The 15,896-nt window shown below is 69.9% G+C and carries 15 protein-coding genes; 12 read left to right on the plus strand and 3 right to left on the minus strand.

Annotated features, from left to right (window positions below; genetic code table 11):
• Positions 1-270 precede the first annotated feature (270 nt).
• From ileS to ndk, 4 genes are read left to right on the plus strand one after another with little or no spacing between them, the layout of a single operon-like run.
• Positions 271-3,627, plus strand: coding sequence for an isoleucine--tRNA ligase (gene ileS / locus ACTJI8_RS00835; RefSeq protein WP_440731532.1), 3,357 nt, complete (start codon positions 271-273; stop codon positions 3,625-3,627).
• Positions 3,624-4,979, plus strand: a complete 1,356-nt coding sequence (locus tag ACTJI8_RS00840; RefSeq protein WP_440731533.1) for a bifunctional folylpolyglutamate synthase/dihydrofolate synthase — start codon at positions 3,624-3,626, stop codon at positions 4,977-4,979. Before ileS ends, ACTJI8_RS00840 begins: the two co-directional genes overlap by 4 nt.
• Positions 4,976-5,443 carry a DUF4233 domain-containing protein gene (locus tag ACTJI8_RS00845; protein ID WP_440731534.1) on the plus strand — a complete coding sequence of 156 codons (468 nt, stop codon included), beginning with the start codon at positions 4,976-4,978 and terminating at the stop codon, positions 5,441-5,443. Before ACTJI8_RS00840 ends, ACTJI8_RS00845 begins: the two co-directional genes overlap by 4 nt.
• A 1-nt stretch (position 5,444) precedes the next feature.
• The gene (ndk, locus tag ACTJI8_RS00850; protein WP_045272553.1) at positions 5,445-5,861 is read left to right on the plus strand and encodes a nucleoside-diphosphate kinase; all 417 of its coding nucleotides are present in this window, start codon (positions 5,445-5,447) and stop codon (positions 5,859-5,861) included.
• Positions 5,862-5,969: 108 nt separating this feature from the next.
• On the opposite strand, the gene ACTJI8_RS00855 is transcribed toward ndk, so the two are convergent.
• Positions 5,970-6,578 (minus strand): vitamin K epoxide reductase family protein, encoded by a 609-nt coding sequence (locus tag ACTJI8_RS00855; RefSeq protein WP_440731535.1) that lies wholly within the window; start codon positions 6,576-6,578, stop codon positions 5,970-5,972.
• Positions 6,579-6,840: 262 nt separating this feature from the next.
• Here ACTJI8_RS00855 and ACTJI8_RS00860 point away from each other — a divergent pair, with 262 nt between their 5' ends.
• Complete coding sequence (locus tag ACTJI8_RS00860; protein ID WP_440731536.1) at positions 6,841-9,333, plus strand: Rne/Rng family ribonuclease; 2,493 nt, start codon at positions 6,841-6,843, stop codon at positions 9,331-9,333.
• Between the two features lie 35 nt (positions 9,334-9,368).
• Here ACTJI8_RS00860 and ACTJI8_RS00865 read toward each other — a convergent pair whose 3' ends face one another.
• The gene (locus ACTJI8_RS00865; RefSeq protein WP_440731537.1) at positions 9,369-9,998 is read right to left on the minus strand and encodes a TMEM175 family protein; all 630 of its coding nucleotides are present in this window, start codon (positions 9,996-9,998) and stop codon (positions 9,369-9,371) included.
• Complete coding sequence (locus tag ACTJI8_RS00870) at positions 9,995-10,294, minus strand: DUF4031 domain-containing protein (RefSeq protein WP_440731538.1); 300 nt, start codon at positions 10,292-10,294, stop codon at positions 9,995-9,997. Before ACTJI8_RS00870 ends, ACTJI8_RS00865 begins: the two co-directional genes overlap by 4 nt.
• A 272-nt stretch (positions 10,295-10,566) precedes the next feature.
• Between ACTJI8_RS00870 and rplU the strand changes: the two genes are divergently transcribed.
• The 7 genes from rplU to nadD all read left to right on the plus strand — a co-directional run bounded on the left by rplU (position 10,567) and on the right by nadD (position 15,853).
• Positions 10,567-10,875, plus strand: coding sequence for a 50S ribosomal protein L21 (gene rplU, locus ACTJI8_RS00875; RefSeq protein ID WP_233309240.1), 309 nt, complete (start codon positions 10,567-10,569; stop codon positions 10,873-10,875).
• 20 nt (positions 10,876-10,895) lie between these two features.
• A complete protein-coding gene (gene rpmA / locus ACTJI8_RS00880; protein ID WP_159575753.1) occupies positions 10,896-11,153 on the plus strand; it encodes a 50S ribosomal protein L27 in 258 nt (85 codons plus the stop codon).
• 123 nt (positions 11,154-11,276) lie between these two features.
• Positions 11,277-12,839 carry a GTPase ObgE gene (obgE, locus tag ACTJI8_RS00885; RefSeq protein ID WP_440731539.1) on the plus strand — a complete coding sequence of 521 codons (1,563 nt, stop codon included), beginning with the start codon at positions 11,277-11,279 and terminating at the stop codon, positions 12,837-12,839.
• A complete protein-coding gene (proB, locus tag ACTJI8_RS00890) occupies positions 12,836-13,618 on the plus strand; it encodes a glutamate 5-kinase (RefSeq protein WP_440731540.1) in 783 nt (260 codons plus the stop codon). The genes obgE and proB overlap by 4 nt, the downstream gene beginning before the upstream one ends.
• A gap of 126 nt (positions 13,619-13,744) precedes the next feature.
• Positions 13,745-14,971 carry a glutamate-5-semialdehyde dehydrogenase gene (locus ACTJI8_RS00895; protein ID WP_440732416.1) on the plus strand — a complete coding sequence of 409 codons (1,227 nt, stop codon included), beginning with the start codon at positions 13,745-13,747 and terminating at the stop codon, positions 14,969-14,971.
• A gap of 48 nt (positions 14,972-15,019) precedes the next feature.
• A complete protein-coding gene (locus ACTJI8_RS00900; RefSeq protein WP_440731541.1) occupies positions 15,020-15,247 on the plus strand; it encodes a hypothetical protein in 228 nt (75 codons plus the stop codon).
• Positions 15,248-15,256: 9 nt separating this feature from the next.
• Positions 15,257-15,853 carry a nicotinate-nucleotide adenylyltransferase gene (gene nadD / locus ACTJI8_RS00905; protein ID WP_440731542.1) on the plus strand — a complete coding sequence of 199 codons (597 nt, stop codon included), beginning with the start codon at positions 15,257-15,259 and terminating at the stop codon, positions 15,851-15,853.
• Positions 15,854-15,896: the final 43 nt, after the last annotated feature.

Consider the following 15,896-nt stretch of genomic DNA (forward strand, 5'->3'; position numbering starts at 1 on the left):
GGATCCGGCGGCGTTAGACTGGAGGGTACGAGCATCGATCCGGCCATCACCGGGGAGCTCTCGGAAGAACGCTTCGACAAGCCCAGCGACCGAAGTCAGTAGAACCGAGCGGGGCAGGCCCGTCACAGCCGCAGTGAGAGTGGCAGTTCGGCCCTTCGACAGGCTCAGGGACCGAACCGCACGCGAGGTGGTACCGCGGTCCCCATTGCCGAACAGCACGGGAATCGTCCTCGCAGCAGCATCCGCCCGCCACCGACACTGCGAGACACGATGACCTACCCGCGCACCTCCTCCGCCGGATCCTTCGGCCCCGCCGCCGACGCTTCGACCGGCTCAGCGACCGTCACCCCGAGCCCGCGCTTCCCCGAGATCGAGCGCGACGTGCTCGCGTTCTGGGAGGCCGACGACACCTTCCGCGCCTCGATCGCCCAGCGCGAGGGCGCCGACGAGTGGGTCTTCTACGACGGCCCTCCGTTCGCCAACGGCCTGCCGCACTACGGACACCTGCTCACGGGCTACGCGAAGGACCTGTTCCCGCGCTTCCAGACCATGCTCGGCAAGAAGGTCGACCGGGTGTTCGGGTGGGACACGCACGGCCTTCCGGCCGAGCTCGAGGCGATGAAGCAGCTCGGGATCACCGAGAAGGACGAGATCGAGCAGATGGGCATCGACGTCTTCAACGCGAAGGCGCGCGAGTCCGTGCTCACGTACACGCACGAGTGGCAGGACTACGTCACCCGTCAGGCGCGTTGGGTGGACTTCGAGCGCGGCTACAAGACGCTCGACCTGAGCTACATGGAGAGCGTGCTCTGGGCCTTCAAGACCCTGCACGAGAAGGGCCTCGCCTACGAAGGCTACCGCGTGCTGCCGTACTGCTGGCGCGACGAGACGCCGCTGAGCGCGCACGAGCTGCGCATGGATGACGACGTGTACAAGGAGCGTCAGGATCCCTCCGTCACCGTGAGCTTCCCGCTGTCGGGGGAGAAGGCCACGGCGCTCGGCCTCGAGGGCGTCCGGGCGCTGGCGTGGACCACGACCCCGTGGACGCTGCCCACGAACCTCGCGCTCGCCGTCGGGCCGGAGATCGTCTACGACGTCGTCCCGGTCGGGCCGAACGGGGCATCCGAGGGCGCTCAGGGCGACCGCTTCCTGATCGCGAAGGACCTTCTCGGCGGATACGCCAAGGACCTCGGCTACGACAGCGTCGAGGACGCGCTCGCCGCGGTCTCCTCGACGGCGACCGGCGCGGACCTGGGCGGCGTCCGCTACGACCGTCTCTTCGACTACTACGCCGACGCCGAGACCTGGGGCACCGAGAACGCCTGGCAGATCCTCGTCGACGACTACGTCACCACCAGCGACGGCACCGGCATCGTGCACCAGGCGCCCGCCTACGGTGAGGACGACCAGCGCGTCGCGGGTGCGGCCGGGATCCCCACCATCCTGTCGCTCGACGAGGGCGGGCGCTTCCTGTCGAACGTCACGGACGTCGCCGGCGAGCTGTGGATGGACGCCAACACCCCGCTCGTCCGGCTGCTCCGCGCGAACGGCCGGCTGCTGCGCCTGCAGAGCTACCTGCACTCGTACCCGCACTGCTGGCGCTGCCGGAACCCCCTCATCTACAAGGCGGTCTCGAGCTGGTTCGTGCGCGTGACCGAGTTCAAGGACGAGATGCTCGCGAACAACGAGCAGATCACCTGGGCGCCGGAGAACGTCAAGCACGGCCAGTTCGGCAAGTGGCTCGAGGGCGCGCGCGACTGGTCGATCAGCCGCAACCGGTACTGGGGATCCCCGATCCCGATCTGGAAGAGCGACGACCCCGAGTACCCGCGTGTCGACGCCTACGGATCCCTTGCCGACATGGAGCGCGACTTCGGGCGCCTGCCGCGCAACGCCGAGGGCGAGGTCGATCTGCACCGCCCGTACATCGACGAGCTGACTCGACCGAACCCCGACGACCCGACCGGGCGGAGCACGATGCGCCGCATCGAGGACGTCTTCGACGTGTGGTTCGACTCCGGATCCATGCCCTTCGCGCAGGTGCACTATCCGTTCGAGAACCAGGAGTGGTTCGACTCGCACTCGCCAGCCGACTTCATCGTCGAGTACATCGGGCAGACCCGGGGCTGGTTCTATGTGATGCACGCGCTGTCGACCGCGCTGTTCGACCGCCCGGCGTTCACGGGCGTGAGCTGCCACGGCATCGTGCTCGGCTCCGACGGGAACAAGATGTCGAAGTCGCTGCGCAACTACCCGGACGTCTCCGAGGTGCTCGAGCGCGACGGATCCGACGCGATGCGCTGGTTCCTGATGTCGAGCTCGGTGCTGCGCGGCGGCAACCTCTCGGTGACGGAGGAGGGGATCCGCGCCGGCGTGCGCGAGTTCATCCTTCCGCTGTGGAACTCGTGGTACTTCTTCGCGACGTACGCGAACGCCGCCGCCGGACCCGACGGATCGGGTTATGAGGCGCGCTGGCGCACGGACTCGACGGACGTGCTCGACCGCTACATCCTGGCGCGTACGGGTGACCTCGTGCGTGGCGTGCAGGAGGACCTCGAGAGCCTCGACTCGACGACGGCCGCCGCGCGTCTGCGCGAGTTCGCCGAGGTGCTCACGAACTGGTACATCCGCCGTTCGCGCGACCGGTTCTGGGTGGGGGTGGATGCGAACGACCCGACGACGACCGAGGCCTTCGACACGCTCTTCACGGTGCTGGAGACGCTGACCCGTGTGGCGGCGCCCCTCGTGCCGCTCATCGGCGAACGCGTGTGGCAGGGCCTCACCGGCGGACGCAGCGTGCACCTGACGGACTGGCCCGACGCCGAACTGTTCCCGCACGCCGACGACGTGCGCGACGCGATGGATGCGGTGCGCGAGCTCTCCAGCGTCGGCAATGCGCTGCGCAAGAAGGAGAAGCTGCGCGTGCGCCTGCCGCTGGCCCGCTTCACCGTCGTCTCACCGCATGCGGCTGCGCTGGCCCCGTTCGAGGACATCCTCCGAGACGAGCTCAACGTCAAGGCGGTCGAGCTCGTGGCCCAGGGCGACGGCACCGCGGCGGAGTACGGCATCAGCCACCGCCTCAGCGTCAACGCCCGAGCCGCCGGTCCGCGCCTCGGCAAGGAGGTGCAGCGCGTCATCCGCGCCGCGAAGGACGGCTTCTGGACCGAGGAGTCCGGCGTGGTGACGGCGGACGGCATCGCGCTGGAGCCGCACGAGTACGAGCTGGCGCTGGAGACCTCCGGGCGTCCCGAGGGCGAGGCGCTGGCCGTCGTCCCGACCGGTGGTTTCGTGCTGCTCGACACCGCCGCCACGCCCGAACTCGAGGCGGAGGGCCTGGCCCGCGACGTGATCCGCGCCGTGCAGGACACCCGCAAGAACGCCGGGTTCGACGTGAGCGACCGCATCCGCCTGCAGCTGCGCTTCACCGACGCCGAGGACGGCGCGGCGGTTCGCAGCGCGTTCGGCGTCGCCGGGGTCGCCGAGGAGACGCTCGCGGTCGAGGCGGACGTCCTGGAAGCGGGCGCGGAGTTCGCCGTGGCGGAGTTCGTGGCCGACATCGAGGCGGGCACCTACGCCAACCGCGGCGGATTCGCCGTCGCCGTGAGCCGGATCGGAGACGCATCGTGACCGACGATCGAGAGCGCGCAGACGCCGTCTACTCCGCGTTGCTGGAGCGCGCGGGGGAACGCTGGGTGCAGCCCCGCAAGGAGCGCACCGCGCGCCTGCTCGAGCTGATGGACGACCCGCAGAAGACGTACCGCGTCGTGCACCTCACGGGCACGAACGGCAAGACGTCGACCGCGCGGATGATCGAGAGCCTGCTGCGCGCGCACGGGCTGCGCACCGGCCTGTTCACGAGTCCGCACCTGGAGCGCTTCACCGAGCGGATCATGATCGATGGCGAACCCATCGCCGACGGCGCCGTGGCCGACGCGTGGGAGGAGATCGAGCCCTTCGTCGGCATCGTCGACGCCGAGCTCGAGGCCTCGGGCGACGCACCCCTGACCTTCTTCGAGCTGCTCACGGTGCTCGCCTTCGTGGCGTGCGCGGATGCGCCCATCGACGTGCTCGTGCTCGAAGTCGGCATGGGCGGATCCTGGGACTCCACGAACACGGCCGACGGCGACGTCGCGGTGTTCACGCCGATCGACCTCGATCACGCCGACCGCCTCGGTGACACCATCGCGAAGATCGCCGAGGTGAAGGCCGGGATCATCAAGGACGGCGCGGCCGTGGTCTCCTCGCGGCAGACACCCGACGCCGAGGCGGTGCTGCGGCGCGTCGCGGCCGAGCGCGGCGCGAGCATCGCGTTCGAAGGCCAGGACTTCGCCCTCGTCGAGCAGCGCCTCGCCGTCGGCGGCCAGCAGATCACAGTGCGGGGCCTGGCGGGGCAGTACTCCGAGGAGTACCTGCCGATGTACGGCGAGCACCAGGGGTTCAACGCGGCTCTCGCGATCGCGGCCGTCGAGTCGCTCATCGGGGGAGCGCAGCATGCGATCGTCGGCGACGTGCTCGCGGAGGGGCTGCAGGGCGCGACCTCACCCGGCCGCCTGCAGTTGCTGGGGATCGCGCCGACCGTGGTCGTGGATGCGGCGCACAACCCGCACGGCGCCCGCGCCCTCGCGGCCGCGCTGAAGGACAGCTTCGATTTCGACGAGTGGGGCCTCGTGCTCGGCGTGCTCGGCGACAAGGACGCGGCGGGCATCGTCGAGACGCTGCTGCCGTCGGTCGAGCACGTTTTCGCGACCGCTCCCGACTCCGAGCGGGCGAGCGAGCCCGACGCCATCGCCGATCTGGTGGAGCGGGCCGGAGGCCGGGCCACGGTGCATCCCACCCTGGCCGATGCCGCGGACGCCGCGCGCGAATGGGCCGCCTCGGCCGACCGCCGCGCGGTGATCATCGCCGGGTCCGTCGTGCTCGCCGGTGAGGCGATCTCGCTCGCGGCCGATGAGGACTGGAAGAGCGGATGGCGCGCGTGACCGACGACTCCGCGACCGCGCCCCGTGCCGCGAGTCCCCGCCGCGCCCGGAAGCCGCGGGGACTCGCGCAGAAGCTCGGGTCGATCATCCTCGCGTTCGAGGCGATCGTCGTGGGCCTGGCAGGCCTCACCGTCTACGGGCTGAAGGCGCTCGGCCCCGACATCGAGCCGTGGTGGGGCATCGTGGGTGGCGCTGTGGTCGGCGTCGCGATGCTCGTCGCTGCGGGGCTGATGGGCAGCAGAGCCGGAATCGTGATGGGATGGATCCTGCAGGTCATCGTCCTGCTGTCCGCCATCCTGGTGCCCGCGATCCTGCTGGTCGCGATCGTCTTCGGCGGCATGTGGGCCTACGCGATGATCGTCGGCGGACGCGCGGACCGTGCCGCCGCCTCTGCCCGCCTCGCGCATCCCACCACCCCCACTTCCTCCACCGACACCGCTGGAAAGACGACAGAGAGTGACTGACATGCCCACCGAAGAGACCCTCGTCCTGGTCAAGCCCGACGGCGTCGCGCGCGGCCTCACCGGCGCGATCCTCGCCCGCATCGAGGCGAAGGGATACGCCCTCGTCGACATCCGCCTGGTCGACCCCGACCGCGACCTCCTCGCCGCGCACTACGCCGAGCACGAGGGCAAGCCGTTCTACGAGCCGCTGCTCGAGTTCATGCTCTCGGGCCCCTCCGTGGCGATCCGCCTCGCCGGCAACCGCGTCATCGAGGGCTTCCGCTCGCTGGCCGGCACCACTGACCCGACCACCGCCGCTCCCGGCACGATCCGCGGCGACTTCGGTCGCGACTGGGGCCTGAAGGTGCAGCAGAACCTCGTGCACGGCTCCGACTCGCCCGAGTCGGCCGCGCGCGAGCTCGGCATCTGGTTCGGCTGACCCCGGCGCATCCATCGACGTGAAAGCCCCGGTCCTCTCCGTGAGAGGGCCGGGGCTTTCTGCGTGAGGGATCGGGGGGCCGCACGGATCCGTGATTCCGGATCCGCCTCAGAACATCCGCACGACCTCGCCGATCAGGTCGACGCCGGCGACCTGGGCGAGCAGCACCACGACCGCGAACGCCAGGATCGACGCGAGCGGCACCCAGGACCCGAGACGGCGCGCGGCATCCTGGGCACTCCGGCTGATCGGGAACGTCCCGTTGGCGAAGAGCTGCTGCATGGTGGCCAGGAACGTGGGGATCACGACCAGATACGTCAGGCCGCACCAGGGGCAGAGCGTGTGCAGGTCGAAGAAGCTCTGTCCGATCAGCCACGCGATGAACACGAAGGCGCCGGTGATGCCCAGGCCGAAGAGCGCCCAGAACCATCGCGGGAACCGGGCGCCGGCGAGGATCGCCACACCGACGACGAGCGGGGCCATCCAGCCGGTGAGCCCGATGAGCGGGTTCGGGAAGCCGAACACCGAGCCCTGCCAGGACTCCAGGTTCTTCCCGCACTGCACGAATACGCTCACGTTGCAGCTGAGGTCGGCGGTCGGGTTCTCCAGAGTGGCGAATTTGTCGAGGGTGAGCTGGAAGGCGGCCCACCACCCGACGACGCTCGCGACGATGAGCCAGATGGCGTAGCCGACGGGACGGGTGCGCTGTGCGGACATGCCGCGATTATGGCAGTCGACGTTCTGTGCGGGATGCATGCGCAGGCATCGATTCGCGTCGAGGCGGGCATATCGTCGCGATGGTGCGATAATGGAGGGGTCGAGTCGCCGTGATGGCGGCCGACGGATACAGACTTCGGGGGCTCCGGCTCCCAGCGATCAGAGCACATGCCGATCGCAGACCGATTGAGTTCGCGGCGCCGAGCGTGTCGCACGAGAGAATTCACGGCGGCCTGGCCGCCGTGCAGGGAGTACGCCAGAGATGGCCGACGAGAACAATGACAACGCCCCTACCCTCGATCTCGACGCGCTGCAGGCGCCGGTAGCTCCCGAGCCCGCGGAGCCGACGCCCGCATCGACCGACGAGGACGCGACATCCGCCGACGCGCCTGTCGAAGACGCGATCGTGGCCGCCGAGGCCGAGAGCCCCGATGAGGCCGTGGCCGCAGCTGACGCAGCGGACAGCGAGCAGCCCGACGCAGCTGACGGCGACCAGGCCGACGCGGAGCTGATCGAGACCGCACCCGCCGAGGCCGAGCCCGCAGCGGACGGCGAGGCCGAGGACTCAGGCGCCGGCGCGCAGCCGACCGCTGGTGCCGCGACCGATTCTGTCGCCGTGGTCGCCGCGGACGTGGAGTCCGTCGTGGATGCCGTGCCGGAGGCCGTCACCGCGGTGAGCCTGGGCCTGCTGCCCGAGGTCTTCGTGTCGCGCGTCTCGACGCAGCTGCACTTCCACGCCCCCACGATCGTCCCGCTCCCGGCCCGTTCCTCCCGCAGCGCGCGCGACGTCCGCGAGTCGCGGGACGACAACGACGCCGAGGACTCCTTCGGACGTCGTTCGCGCGGCCGCGGAGACTCAGAGCAGCCGCGCCAGCGCCAGCGGGTCGTCGAGTACATCACAGAGCCGAAGGCGATCAAGGGATCCACCCGGCTCGAGGCCAAGAAGCAGCGCCGTCGCGACGGTCGCGACGCCGGCCGTCGCCGTCCCGTCGTCACCGAAGCCGAGTTCCTCGCCCGCCGCGAGGCCGTCGACCGCGAGATGATCGTGCGCTCCAAGAACGGCCGCACCCAGATCGCCGTGCTCGAGGACAACGTGCTCGTCGAGCACTACGTCGCTCGCAACCAGGACGCATCCCTCATCGGCAACGTGTACCTGGGCCGCGTGCAGAACGTGCTGCCCAGCATGGAGGCCGCCTTCGTCGACATCGGTCGCGGTCGCAACGCCGTGCTGTACTCCGGCGAGGTGGACTGGGACGGTGTCGAGACCGGCAACCAGCCGCGTCGCATCGAGCTCGCTCTCAAGGCCGGCGACCGGGTCCTCGTGCAGGTGACCAAGGACCCGGTGGGTCACAAGGGCGCCCGCCTCACCAGCCAGATCTCGCTGCCCGGCCGCTACCTCGTGTACGTGCCGAACGGATCCATGAACGGCATCTCGCGCAAGCTGCCCGACACCGAGCGTGCCCGGCTCAAGCGCATCCTCAAGGAGGTGCTCCCGGAGTCCAGCGGTGTGATCGTGCGCACGGCGGCCGAAGGAGCCACCGAGGAGCAGCTCACCAACGACGTGCAGCGCCTCACCGCGCAGTGGAGCTACATCCAGAAGCAGGTCGAGAGCCAGCAGGCACCCGCGCTGCTGCACGCCGAGCCGGACCTCCTGGTCAAGATCGTCCGCGACGTCTTCAACGAGGACTTCACCCGGATGCGGATCCAGGGTGCCGACGCGGGCCACACCATCCGCACGTACCTGGAGAGCGTCGCCCCCGACCTGCTCGACCGGGTCGAGGCGTACGAGGACGTCCGCGATCCGTTCGACGTGTTCCGCGTGACCGAGCAGATCGAGAAGGCACTGGACCGCAAGGTGTGGCTGCCGTCGGGCGGATCGCTCGTGATCGACCGCACCGAGGCCATGACCGTCGTCGACGTCAACACCGGCAAGTTCGTCGGCTCGGGCGGAAACCTCGAGGAGACGGTCACCAAGAACAACCTCGAGGCCGCGGAGGAGATCGTCCGCCAGCTGCGCCTGCGCGACATCGGCGGCATCATCGTCGTCGACTTCATCGATATGGTGCTCGAGTCCAACCGCGACCTCGTGCTGCGGCGCCTCGTGGAGTGCCTGAGCCGCGACCGCACGAAGCACCAGGTGGCCGAGGTCACCTCGCTCGGCCTCGTCCAGATGACCCGCAAGAAGCTCGGCCTCGGCCTGCTGGAGACCTTCAGCGAGCCCTGCGAGGTCTGCGCCGGCCGTGGCGTGATCGTGCACCACGACCCGGTCGTGAAGCACCGTGCGGCGGCCCCCCAGCAGAGCTCCAACCGTCGCCAGCGCGGCGGGAGCGCGGTCTCCAGCGGCGGCGGCAACGGTACCGCCCCGACCGCGTCGGCGGCGCCCGCGAACGGCGGCACGCACGTCATCACGGAGGGCGCGAAGTCCGCTCTCGCACAGATCGCCGCGTCCAGCCGTGCCGCGGGGGAGACGCCCCCGGTCGCCGGTGACGCCACGGCCGAGCCGGCGACGGATGCTTCGGCCGAGCGCACCGGACAGGAGCGGCCCAAGAAGCCGCGCAAGAAGCGCGGTTCCGACCGTGTCAAGGCGCCCAAGACGGAGGCGGAGCAGCTGCTCGACTCGGTGCTGGACGCGCTTCCCGAGCCGAAGGCGCCGGGGCAGGGCCGCAGCCGCCGCCGAGTGAGCACCGCCGGGCTTTCCGCGGGCACCGCGGTCGTGCACACGACCGAGGCCGCGCCGCAGGCGGAACAGGGCTGACCCGCCCCCGCAGGATCACGTGAGAGGACTCGGCGCTACGGCGCCGGGTCCTCTTCGTCTTCGGGGGGCCGGCCTGCGGCGTCGCCCGTGTGCGAGGACAGGTATCGCTCCACGCGCCGGTCCGGCGCCAGCCAGATCAGGGCGACGATGACGTAGGGGATCAGGCCCAGCCACGGCACGACGAACGACAGGCCCAGACCGCTCAGGTAGAGCAGCGGTGAGACGATGCCCTTCACGTCGTGCCCGAATGCCTCGCGGATCCTGTCTCCGCCGGGCTGGCGTGCGATCGTCCGCTGCAGGATCGTGTACGCGAGAGCGGCGCCGAGCAGATTGAGGCCGTAGACGATCGTCGGCACCTGGGCGACGCGGGTCTCGGTCAGCCAGGCGGTCGTGAACGGGTACAGCGACAGCCAGAGCAGCAGGTGCAGGTTGGCCCAGAGCACAGCGCCGTTCACGGCGGGGCGCAGCTGGAAAAGGTGATGGTGGTTGCTCCAGTAGATCCCGACGTAGACGAAGCTCAGCAGGTAGGTGAGCAGGCCCAGGCCGGAGGTGTGCACCAGGTCCGTCCAGGTCGTCCCCTTCGGCACGGCGAGTCCGAGCACCATCACGGTGATGATGATCGCGAGCACCCCGTCGCTGAACGCTTCCAGCCTGCTCGAGGTCATCGTGCGACCCTCGTGCCGTGGTCGTGCCCGCCGGTTCGGTCGCGGGCCGGGACCCTCAGCCCCGAGGCGATCAGCCGGCGGGTGAGCTCCTTGCCGCCCACGCGCTTCGCCCCGCCTGCGACGAGCCGGTCCAGAGCGTCCGCGGGGACGTCGTAATGGTCCAGATCGAACGCCCGGCGGGGGATGTCGTGCCGGGCGGCGAACGCGTGCAGCTCGGCGACGCTGGCGTCGCTGACCATGTGCGCCCACAGGCGGCCGTGCGCCGGCCAGATCGGGTCGTCCACGAAGATCGCCATTCCGCGATCCTAGAGCGCAGGGAGGGTCGTGGAGGCGGATCCGGATCCCACGATCCGATCCGGATCCCGACACGGTCGCGCTCGCTTTGCGAGGGGAGGGCGCATCCGGTAAAGTAGCTCCTTGGTGCACCGCGCCGGACGCCCCACTCGGCCGCCGCGGGATCATGCAACTCGCGCCCGCCACTGCGGATCCCTCTGCTGTGGCGCGATGCACGCACAGTCTTCCCGTGAGATTACGGAGCGGTCCCGCTCCCCAACGAAACAGGTATGAAGTGGTTTACGCAGTAGTGCGCGCCGGTGGACGCCAGGAGAAGGTCGAGGTCGGCACGATCGTTCAGCTCGACCGTCTGAAGGCGGCCCAGGGCGACAAGGTCGAGCTGGCCGCGGTGCTCCTCGTCGACGGTGACAAGATCACCACCGACGCCGACAAGCTCGCGAAGGTCAAGGTCACCGCAGAGGTCGTCAGCCACCTCCGTGGCCCGAAGATCGTCATCCAGAAGTTCAAGAACAAGACCGGTTACAAGAAGCGCCAGGGGCACCGTCAGGACCTCACGCGCGTCAAGATCACCGGCATCAAGTAAGCACGAAGAGGAGCTGAGAAATGGCACACAAAAAGGGTGCGAGCTCGACCCGCAACGGTCGTGACTCCAACGCACAGCGACTCGGCGTGAAGCGCTTCGGCGGCCAGACCGTCAGCGCCGGCGAGATCCTCGTCCGTCAGCGCGGCACGCACTTCCACCCCGGCGTGAACGTCGGCCGTGGCGGCGACGACACGCTGTTCGCCCTCGCCGCCGGTGCGGTCGAGTTCGGCGCGAAGGGCGGCCGCAAGGTCGTCAACATCGTCGCAGCTGCCGAGTAAGACTTCGACAGGCTCAGCCACCGGTTGGGCAGTTTTCGGCAACGGGGCGGGCTTCGGCTCGCCCCGTTTCCATATCCCGGCACGCTTCGGTGAGTGCCCGTCCCGCAACCCAGGAGGATCCGCATGGTCACGTTCGTCGACAGGGTGACGCTGCACCTGCGCGCGGGCAAGGGCGGCAACGGCTGCGTGTCGGTGCACCGGGAGAAGTTCAAGCCTCTCGGCGGGCCTGACGGCGGCAAGGGCGGCGACGGCGGCGACATCGTGCTCGTCGCCGACCCGCAGACCGGCACTCTGCTGTCGTACCACCACTCGCCGCACCGCACGTCGCAGAACGGCGGCTTCGGCATGGGCGACCACCGCGCGGGCTACGACGGCGAGGACCTGGAGCTGCTCGTGCCGGTGGGCACGGTCGTCAAGTCACCGGACGGTGAGGTCCTGGCCGACCTGGTCACTCCGGGCGAGCGCTATGTCGCCGCCGCGGGCGGCCACGGCGGCCTCGGAAACGCCGCGCTGGCGACGCCGAAGCGCAAGGCTCCGGGATTCGCGCTGCTGGGCACCCCCGGTTTCGAGGGCGACGTCGTGCTCGAGCTCAAGACCGTCGCCGACGTCGCGCTGGTCGGCTACCCGTCGGCGGGCAAGTCGAGCCTGATCGCGGCGATCTCCGCCGCGCGGCCGAAGATCGCCGACTACCCGTTCACCACGCTGCATCCCAACCTGGGCGTCGTGCAGGCCGGTGAGTCCCGCTACACCGTGGCGGACGTGCCCGGCCTCATCGAGGGCGCGAGCGAGGGGCGCGGGCTCGGTCTGCAGTTCCTCCGGCACGTCGAGCGGTGTTCCGCGCTGCTGCACGTGCTGGACTGCGCCACGCTCGAGCCGGGCCGCGACCCGATCAGCGATCTCGACGTGATCCTCGCCGAGCTCGCCGCTTACGAGGTGCCCGAAGGGCAGGTTCCGCTGCTGGAGCGCCCGCAGGTGATCGCCCTCAACAAGATCGATGTGCCGGAGGCGCGCGAGCTCGCCGACTTCGTGCGCCCGGAGCTGGAGCAGCGCGGGTTCCGCGTGTTCGAGATCTCCACGGTCTCGCACGAGGGGCTGCGTCCGATGACCTTCGCGCTCGGCGAGATCGTCGACGCGCACCGTGCCGAGCTGGCCGCAGCCGCCGAGGCTCCCAAGGAGCGCATCGTCATCCGCCCCCGGGGTTCGAAGCGCGAGTTCGAGATCCGCGTCGAAGGCGGCAGCTACGGCAACGTGTACCGGATCCTCGGCGACAAGCCGGTGCGCTGGGTGCAGCAGACCGACTTCCAGAACGAGGAGGCGGTGGGCTACCTCGCCGACCGGCTCGAGAAGCTCGGCGTCGAGGACGAGCTGTTCCGCTTGGGCGCGGTGCGGGGATCCACGGTCGTGATCGGCCCGGGCGAGAGCATCGTGTTCGACTGGGAGCCGCAGATGTCCTCCGCGGCCGAACTGATCACGTCACCGCGCGGTCTGGACTCGCGTTTCGATCCGAACACCCGACGCACCACCAACGAGCGGCGCGAGCGGTACCACGAGCGCATGGATGCCAGGGCCGCACTGCGCGCCGAGGACGAGCGCGAGCGCCTGGCGACTCGCACGGCGGCGGACGACGCCGACAGCGAGCGCGCCGAGGACGTCCGCCAGGCGGGAGCCGGCGAGGACGCGCAGTGACGGCGCTGACGCGGGCGGATCTGCCCGCGGCGACGCGGATCGTGGTGAAGGTCGGATCCTCGTCCATCAGCGGTGAGGGAGCCTGGCGCATTCCGCTGCTGGTCGAGGCGCTGGCGCACGCGCACGCACGCGGAACCGAGATCGTGCTGGTCTCCTCCGGTGCGATCGCCACCGGGATCCCGTTCCTGCAGCTCGACGCGCGGCCCACCGACCTCGCCACGCAACAGGCGGCGGCCGCCGTCGGTCAGAACCTGCTCATCTACCGCTACCAAGAGGCCCTGCGACCGCACGGCATCGTGGCGGGGCAGGTGCTGCTGACCACCGGTGATCTGGAGCATCCGACATCGCGCAGCAACGCCCGCCGCGCCATGGAGCGCCTGCTCGGGCTGCGGGTGCTGCCGATCGTGAACGAGAACGACACCGTCGCCACCCAGGAGATCCGCTTCGGCGACAACGACCGGCTCGGCGCGTTGGTGGCGCAGCTGACCGGGGCCGACGCGCTGGTGCTGCTCAGCGACGTGGAGTCGCTGTACACCCGGCCGCCCTCCGACCCCGCGGCCGAGCCGCTCGACGTCGTCGCCGCGGGTGCCGACCTCTCCGGTCTCGAGTTCGGCGCGACCGTCGTGAACGGCGTCGGCACCGGGGGAGCGGCGACCAAGGTCTCCGCCGCGCGCCTCGCAGCGGCGAGCGGGATCGGCGTGCTCGTGACCAGCGCGGATCTGGTCTCCGATGCGCTCTCCGGCGCCGAGATCGGCACCTGGTTCGAACCGGCGGTCTGAATCCGTCATCCGGGTCCCCGGGGTGCGGAGCGTGGGTACACTGACCGCATGTCCACCGTGATCGCCGACTTCGCCGTGCCCGCCGACGCCTCCGCGCAGGACGGGCCGGATTCGCCCGAGACGCGGATGCGCGCCGCCAAGGAGGCGGCCCGCGAGACGGCGCAGCTCACCAGCGATGGCAAGGTCGCGGCGCTGCACGCGATCGCTGCCGCGCTGGTCGCCGCCTCGGACGACATCATCGCCGCAAACTCCCGTGACCTCGCCCGAGGCGTCGCAGAAGCCATCGGCGATGGGCTGCTGGATCGTCTGCGCCTGGACGAGAAGCGCATCGAAGCACTCGCCGCCGCCGTGCGGGAGGTCGCGGCGCTGCCGGATCCGGTCGGTCGCGTCATCGGCGGGCACCGCATGCCCAACGGTGTCGCCCTGGAACAGGTGCGGGTGCCGTTCGGCGTGGTCGGCGCGATCTACGAGGCGCGCCCGAACGTCACCGTCGACATCGCCGCGCTCGCGCTGCGCTCGGGCAACGCCGCGGTGCTGCGCGGTGGCAGCGCCGCCAGGGAGAGCAACACGGTGCTGGTGCGTGTGATGCGCGAGGCGCTGGCCTCGACCGGCGTGACCGCGGAGGCGATCCAGACCGTGGACGACTTCGGCCGAGCCGGCGCCACCGCGATGATGCACGCGCGCGGCCTCATCGACGTGCTCGTGCCGCGCGGCAGCGCAGGGCTCATCGAGACCGTGGTGACCGAGTCGACCGTGCCCGTCATCGAGACCGGCGCAGGCGTGGTGCACATCGTGCTCGACGACACGGCACCGCTGGACTGGGCACGCGACATCGTCGTGAACGCCAAGGTGCAGCGTCCGAGCGTGTGCAACGCGGTGGAGACCGTCCTCGTACTCCGAGGCGCCGCGGACCGGCTGGTCCCCGAGGTCGCGGACGCCCTGATCGCGCAGGGCGTCACGATCCACGGCGACGAGGAGATCCGCCGGCTCGTGCCCGCGGCTGTCCCGACGACGGATGCGGACTGGGGGACCGAGCACATGAGCCTCGATCTGTCCATGCGCGTGGTGGACGATCTCGACGAGGCGCTCGCGCACATCCGGCAGTACAGCACAGGCCACACCGAGTCGATCATCAGCACGGATGCCCTGGCGATCGAGCGATTCCTGGCCGAGGTCGACTCCGCCGTCGTGATGGCGAACGCGTCGACGCGGTTCACCGACGGCGGCGAGTTCGGCTTCGGTGCCGAGGTGGGCATCTCGACGCAGAAGCTGCACGCCAGGGGCCCGATGGGACTCGCCGAGCTGACCAGCACCAAGTGGCTCGCGCGCGGGTCGGGGCAGACCCGCGGCTGAGGGCTAGACTGGGGAGCTGAGATCCACCCTGATCACTCTGGAGAATCGATGAACCTCGTCGCACAGCTCGTGCAGGCCGCAGCCGAGACCCCCGAGCACCACGGCAACGTGGCGCTGGAGACGCTTCCGTTCGGGCTGATCGCCGCCGGCGTGTTCGCGCTCCTCGGCCTGGTCGCTCTCTCCTACCGCAACGTCGCCAACCGTCACAGCCGGAAGGCGGAGGCGTGGGCCGCGGAGCACGGTCATGAAGGAAACGGAGCCGGTCACGGTCACTGAGCTGATCCGATGACGACCACTCCTGCGCCGCGCATCGGCGTGATGGGCGGGACGTTCGACCCCATCCATCACGGGCACCTGGTCGCGGCGAGCGAGGTGGCGCACTCGTTCGGACTGGACGAGGTCGTCTTCGTGCCCACCGGGCAGCCCTGGCAGAAGAGCGGGGTGTCGGACAGCGAGCACCGCTACCTGATGACGGTGATCGCGACGGCGTCGAACCCGTCTTTCACCGTGAGCCGCGTGGACATCGACCGCGACGGGCCCACCTACACGATCGACACGTTGCGGGATCTGAAGGCGCAGCGTCCTGATGCGGAGTTCTTCTTCATCACCGGCGCGGATGCCGTGGCGCAGATTCTCAGCTGGAGGGATCATGATGAACTGTGGGACCTCGCCCACTTCGTCGCCGTATCCCGACCTGGTCATGTGCTGAGCACGGACGGTCTGCCACCGGCTGACGTCAGTCAACTGGAGGTCCCGGCCCTCGCGATCTCGTCGACAGATTGTCGATCCCGCGTCCGCGAGGGGGATCCGGTCTGGTACCTCGTGCCGGATGGAGTGGTCCAGTACATCGCGAAGCATCATCTTTATCGGAGCACGTCATGAGCACATCGGATCAGCACCAGCACATTGCTGATCAGTCATCCGG

The sequence above is a fragment of the Microbacterium sp. 22303 genome (assembly GCF_052045265.1).
GTDB lineage: Bacteria > Actinomycetota > Actinomycetes > Actinomycetales > Microbacteriaceae > Microbacterium.

What these genes read in the sequence shown, in the direction of transcription:
- ileS (WP_440731532.1), top strand. Translation starts at nt 271, where the DNA reads ATGACCTACCCGCGCACCTCCTCCGCCGGATCCTTCGGCCCCGCCGCC.
- ndk (WP_045272553.1), top strand. Translation starts at nt 5,445, where the DNA reads ATGCCCACCGAAGAGACCCTCGTCCTGGTCAAGCCCGACGGCGTCGCG.
- ACTJI8_RS00855 (WP_440731535.1), bottom strand. Translation starts at nt 6,578, where the DNA reads ATGTCCGCACAGCGCACCCGTCCCGTCGGCTACGCCATCTGGCTCATC.
- ACTJI8_RS00860 (WP_440731536.1), top strand. Translation starts at nt 6,841, where the DNA reads ATGGCCGACGAGAACAATGACAACGCCCCTACCCTCGATCTCGACGCG.
- ACTJI8_RS00865 (WP_440731537.1), bottom strand. Translation starts at nt 9,998, where the DNA reads ATGACCTCGAGCAGGCTGGAAGCGTTCAGCGACGGGGTGCTCGCGATC.
- ACTJI8_RS00870 (WP_440731538.1), bottom strand. Translation starts at nt 10,294, where the DNA reads ATGGCGATCTTCGTGGACGACCCGATCTGGCCGGCGCACGGCCGCCTG.
- rpmA (WP_159575753.1), top strand. Translation starts at nt 10,896, where the DNA reads ATGGCACACAAAAAGGGTGCGAGCTCGACCCGCAACGGTCGTGACTCC.
- obgE (WP_440731539.1), top strand. Translation starts at nt 11,277, where the DNA reads ATGGTCACGTTCGTCGACAGGGTGACGCTGCACCTGCGCGCGGGCAAG.
- ACTJI8_RS00895 (WP_440732416.1), top strand. Translation starts at nt 13,745, where the DNA reads ATGCGCGCCGCCAAGGAGGCGGCCCGCGAGACGGCGCAGCTCACCAGC.
- ACTJI8_RS00900 (WP_440731541.1), top strand. Translation starts at nt 15,020, where the DNA reads ATGAACCTCGTCGCACAGCTCGTGCAGGCCGCAGCCGAGACCCCCGAG.
- nadD (WP_440731542.1), top strand. Translation starts at nt 15,257, where the DNA reads ATGACGACCACTCCTGCGCCGCGCATCGGCGTGATGGGCGGGACGTTC.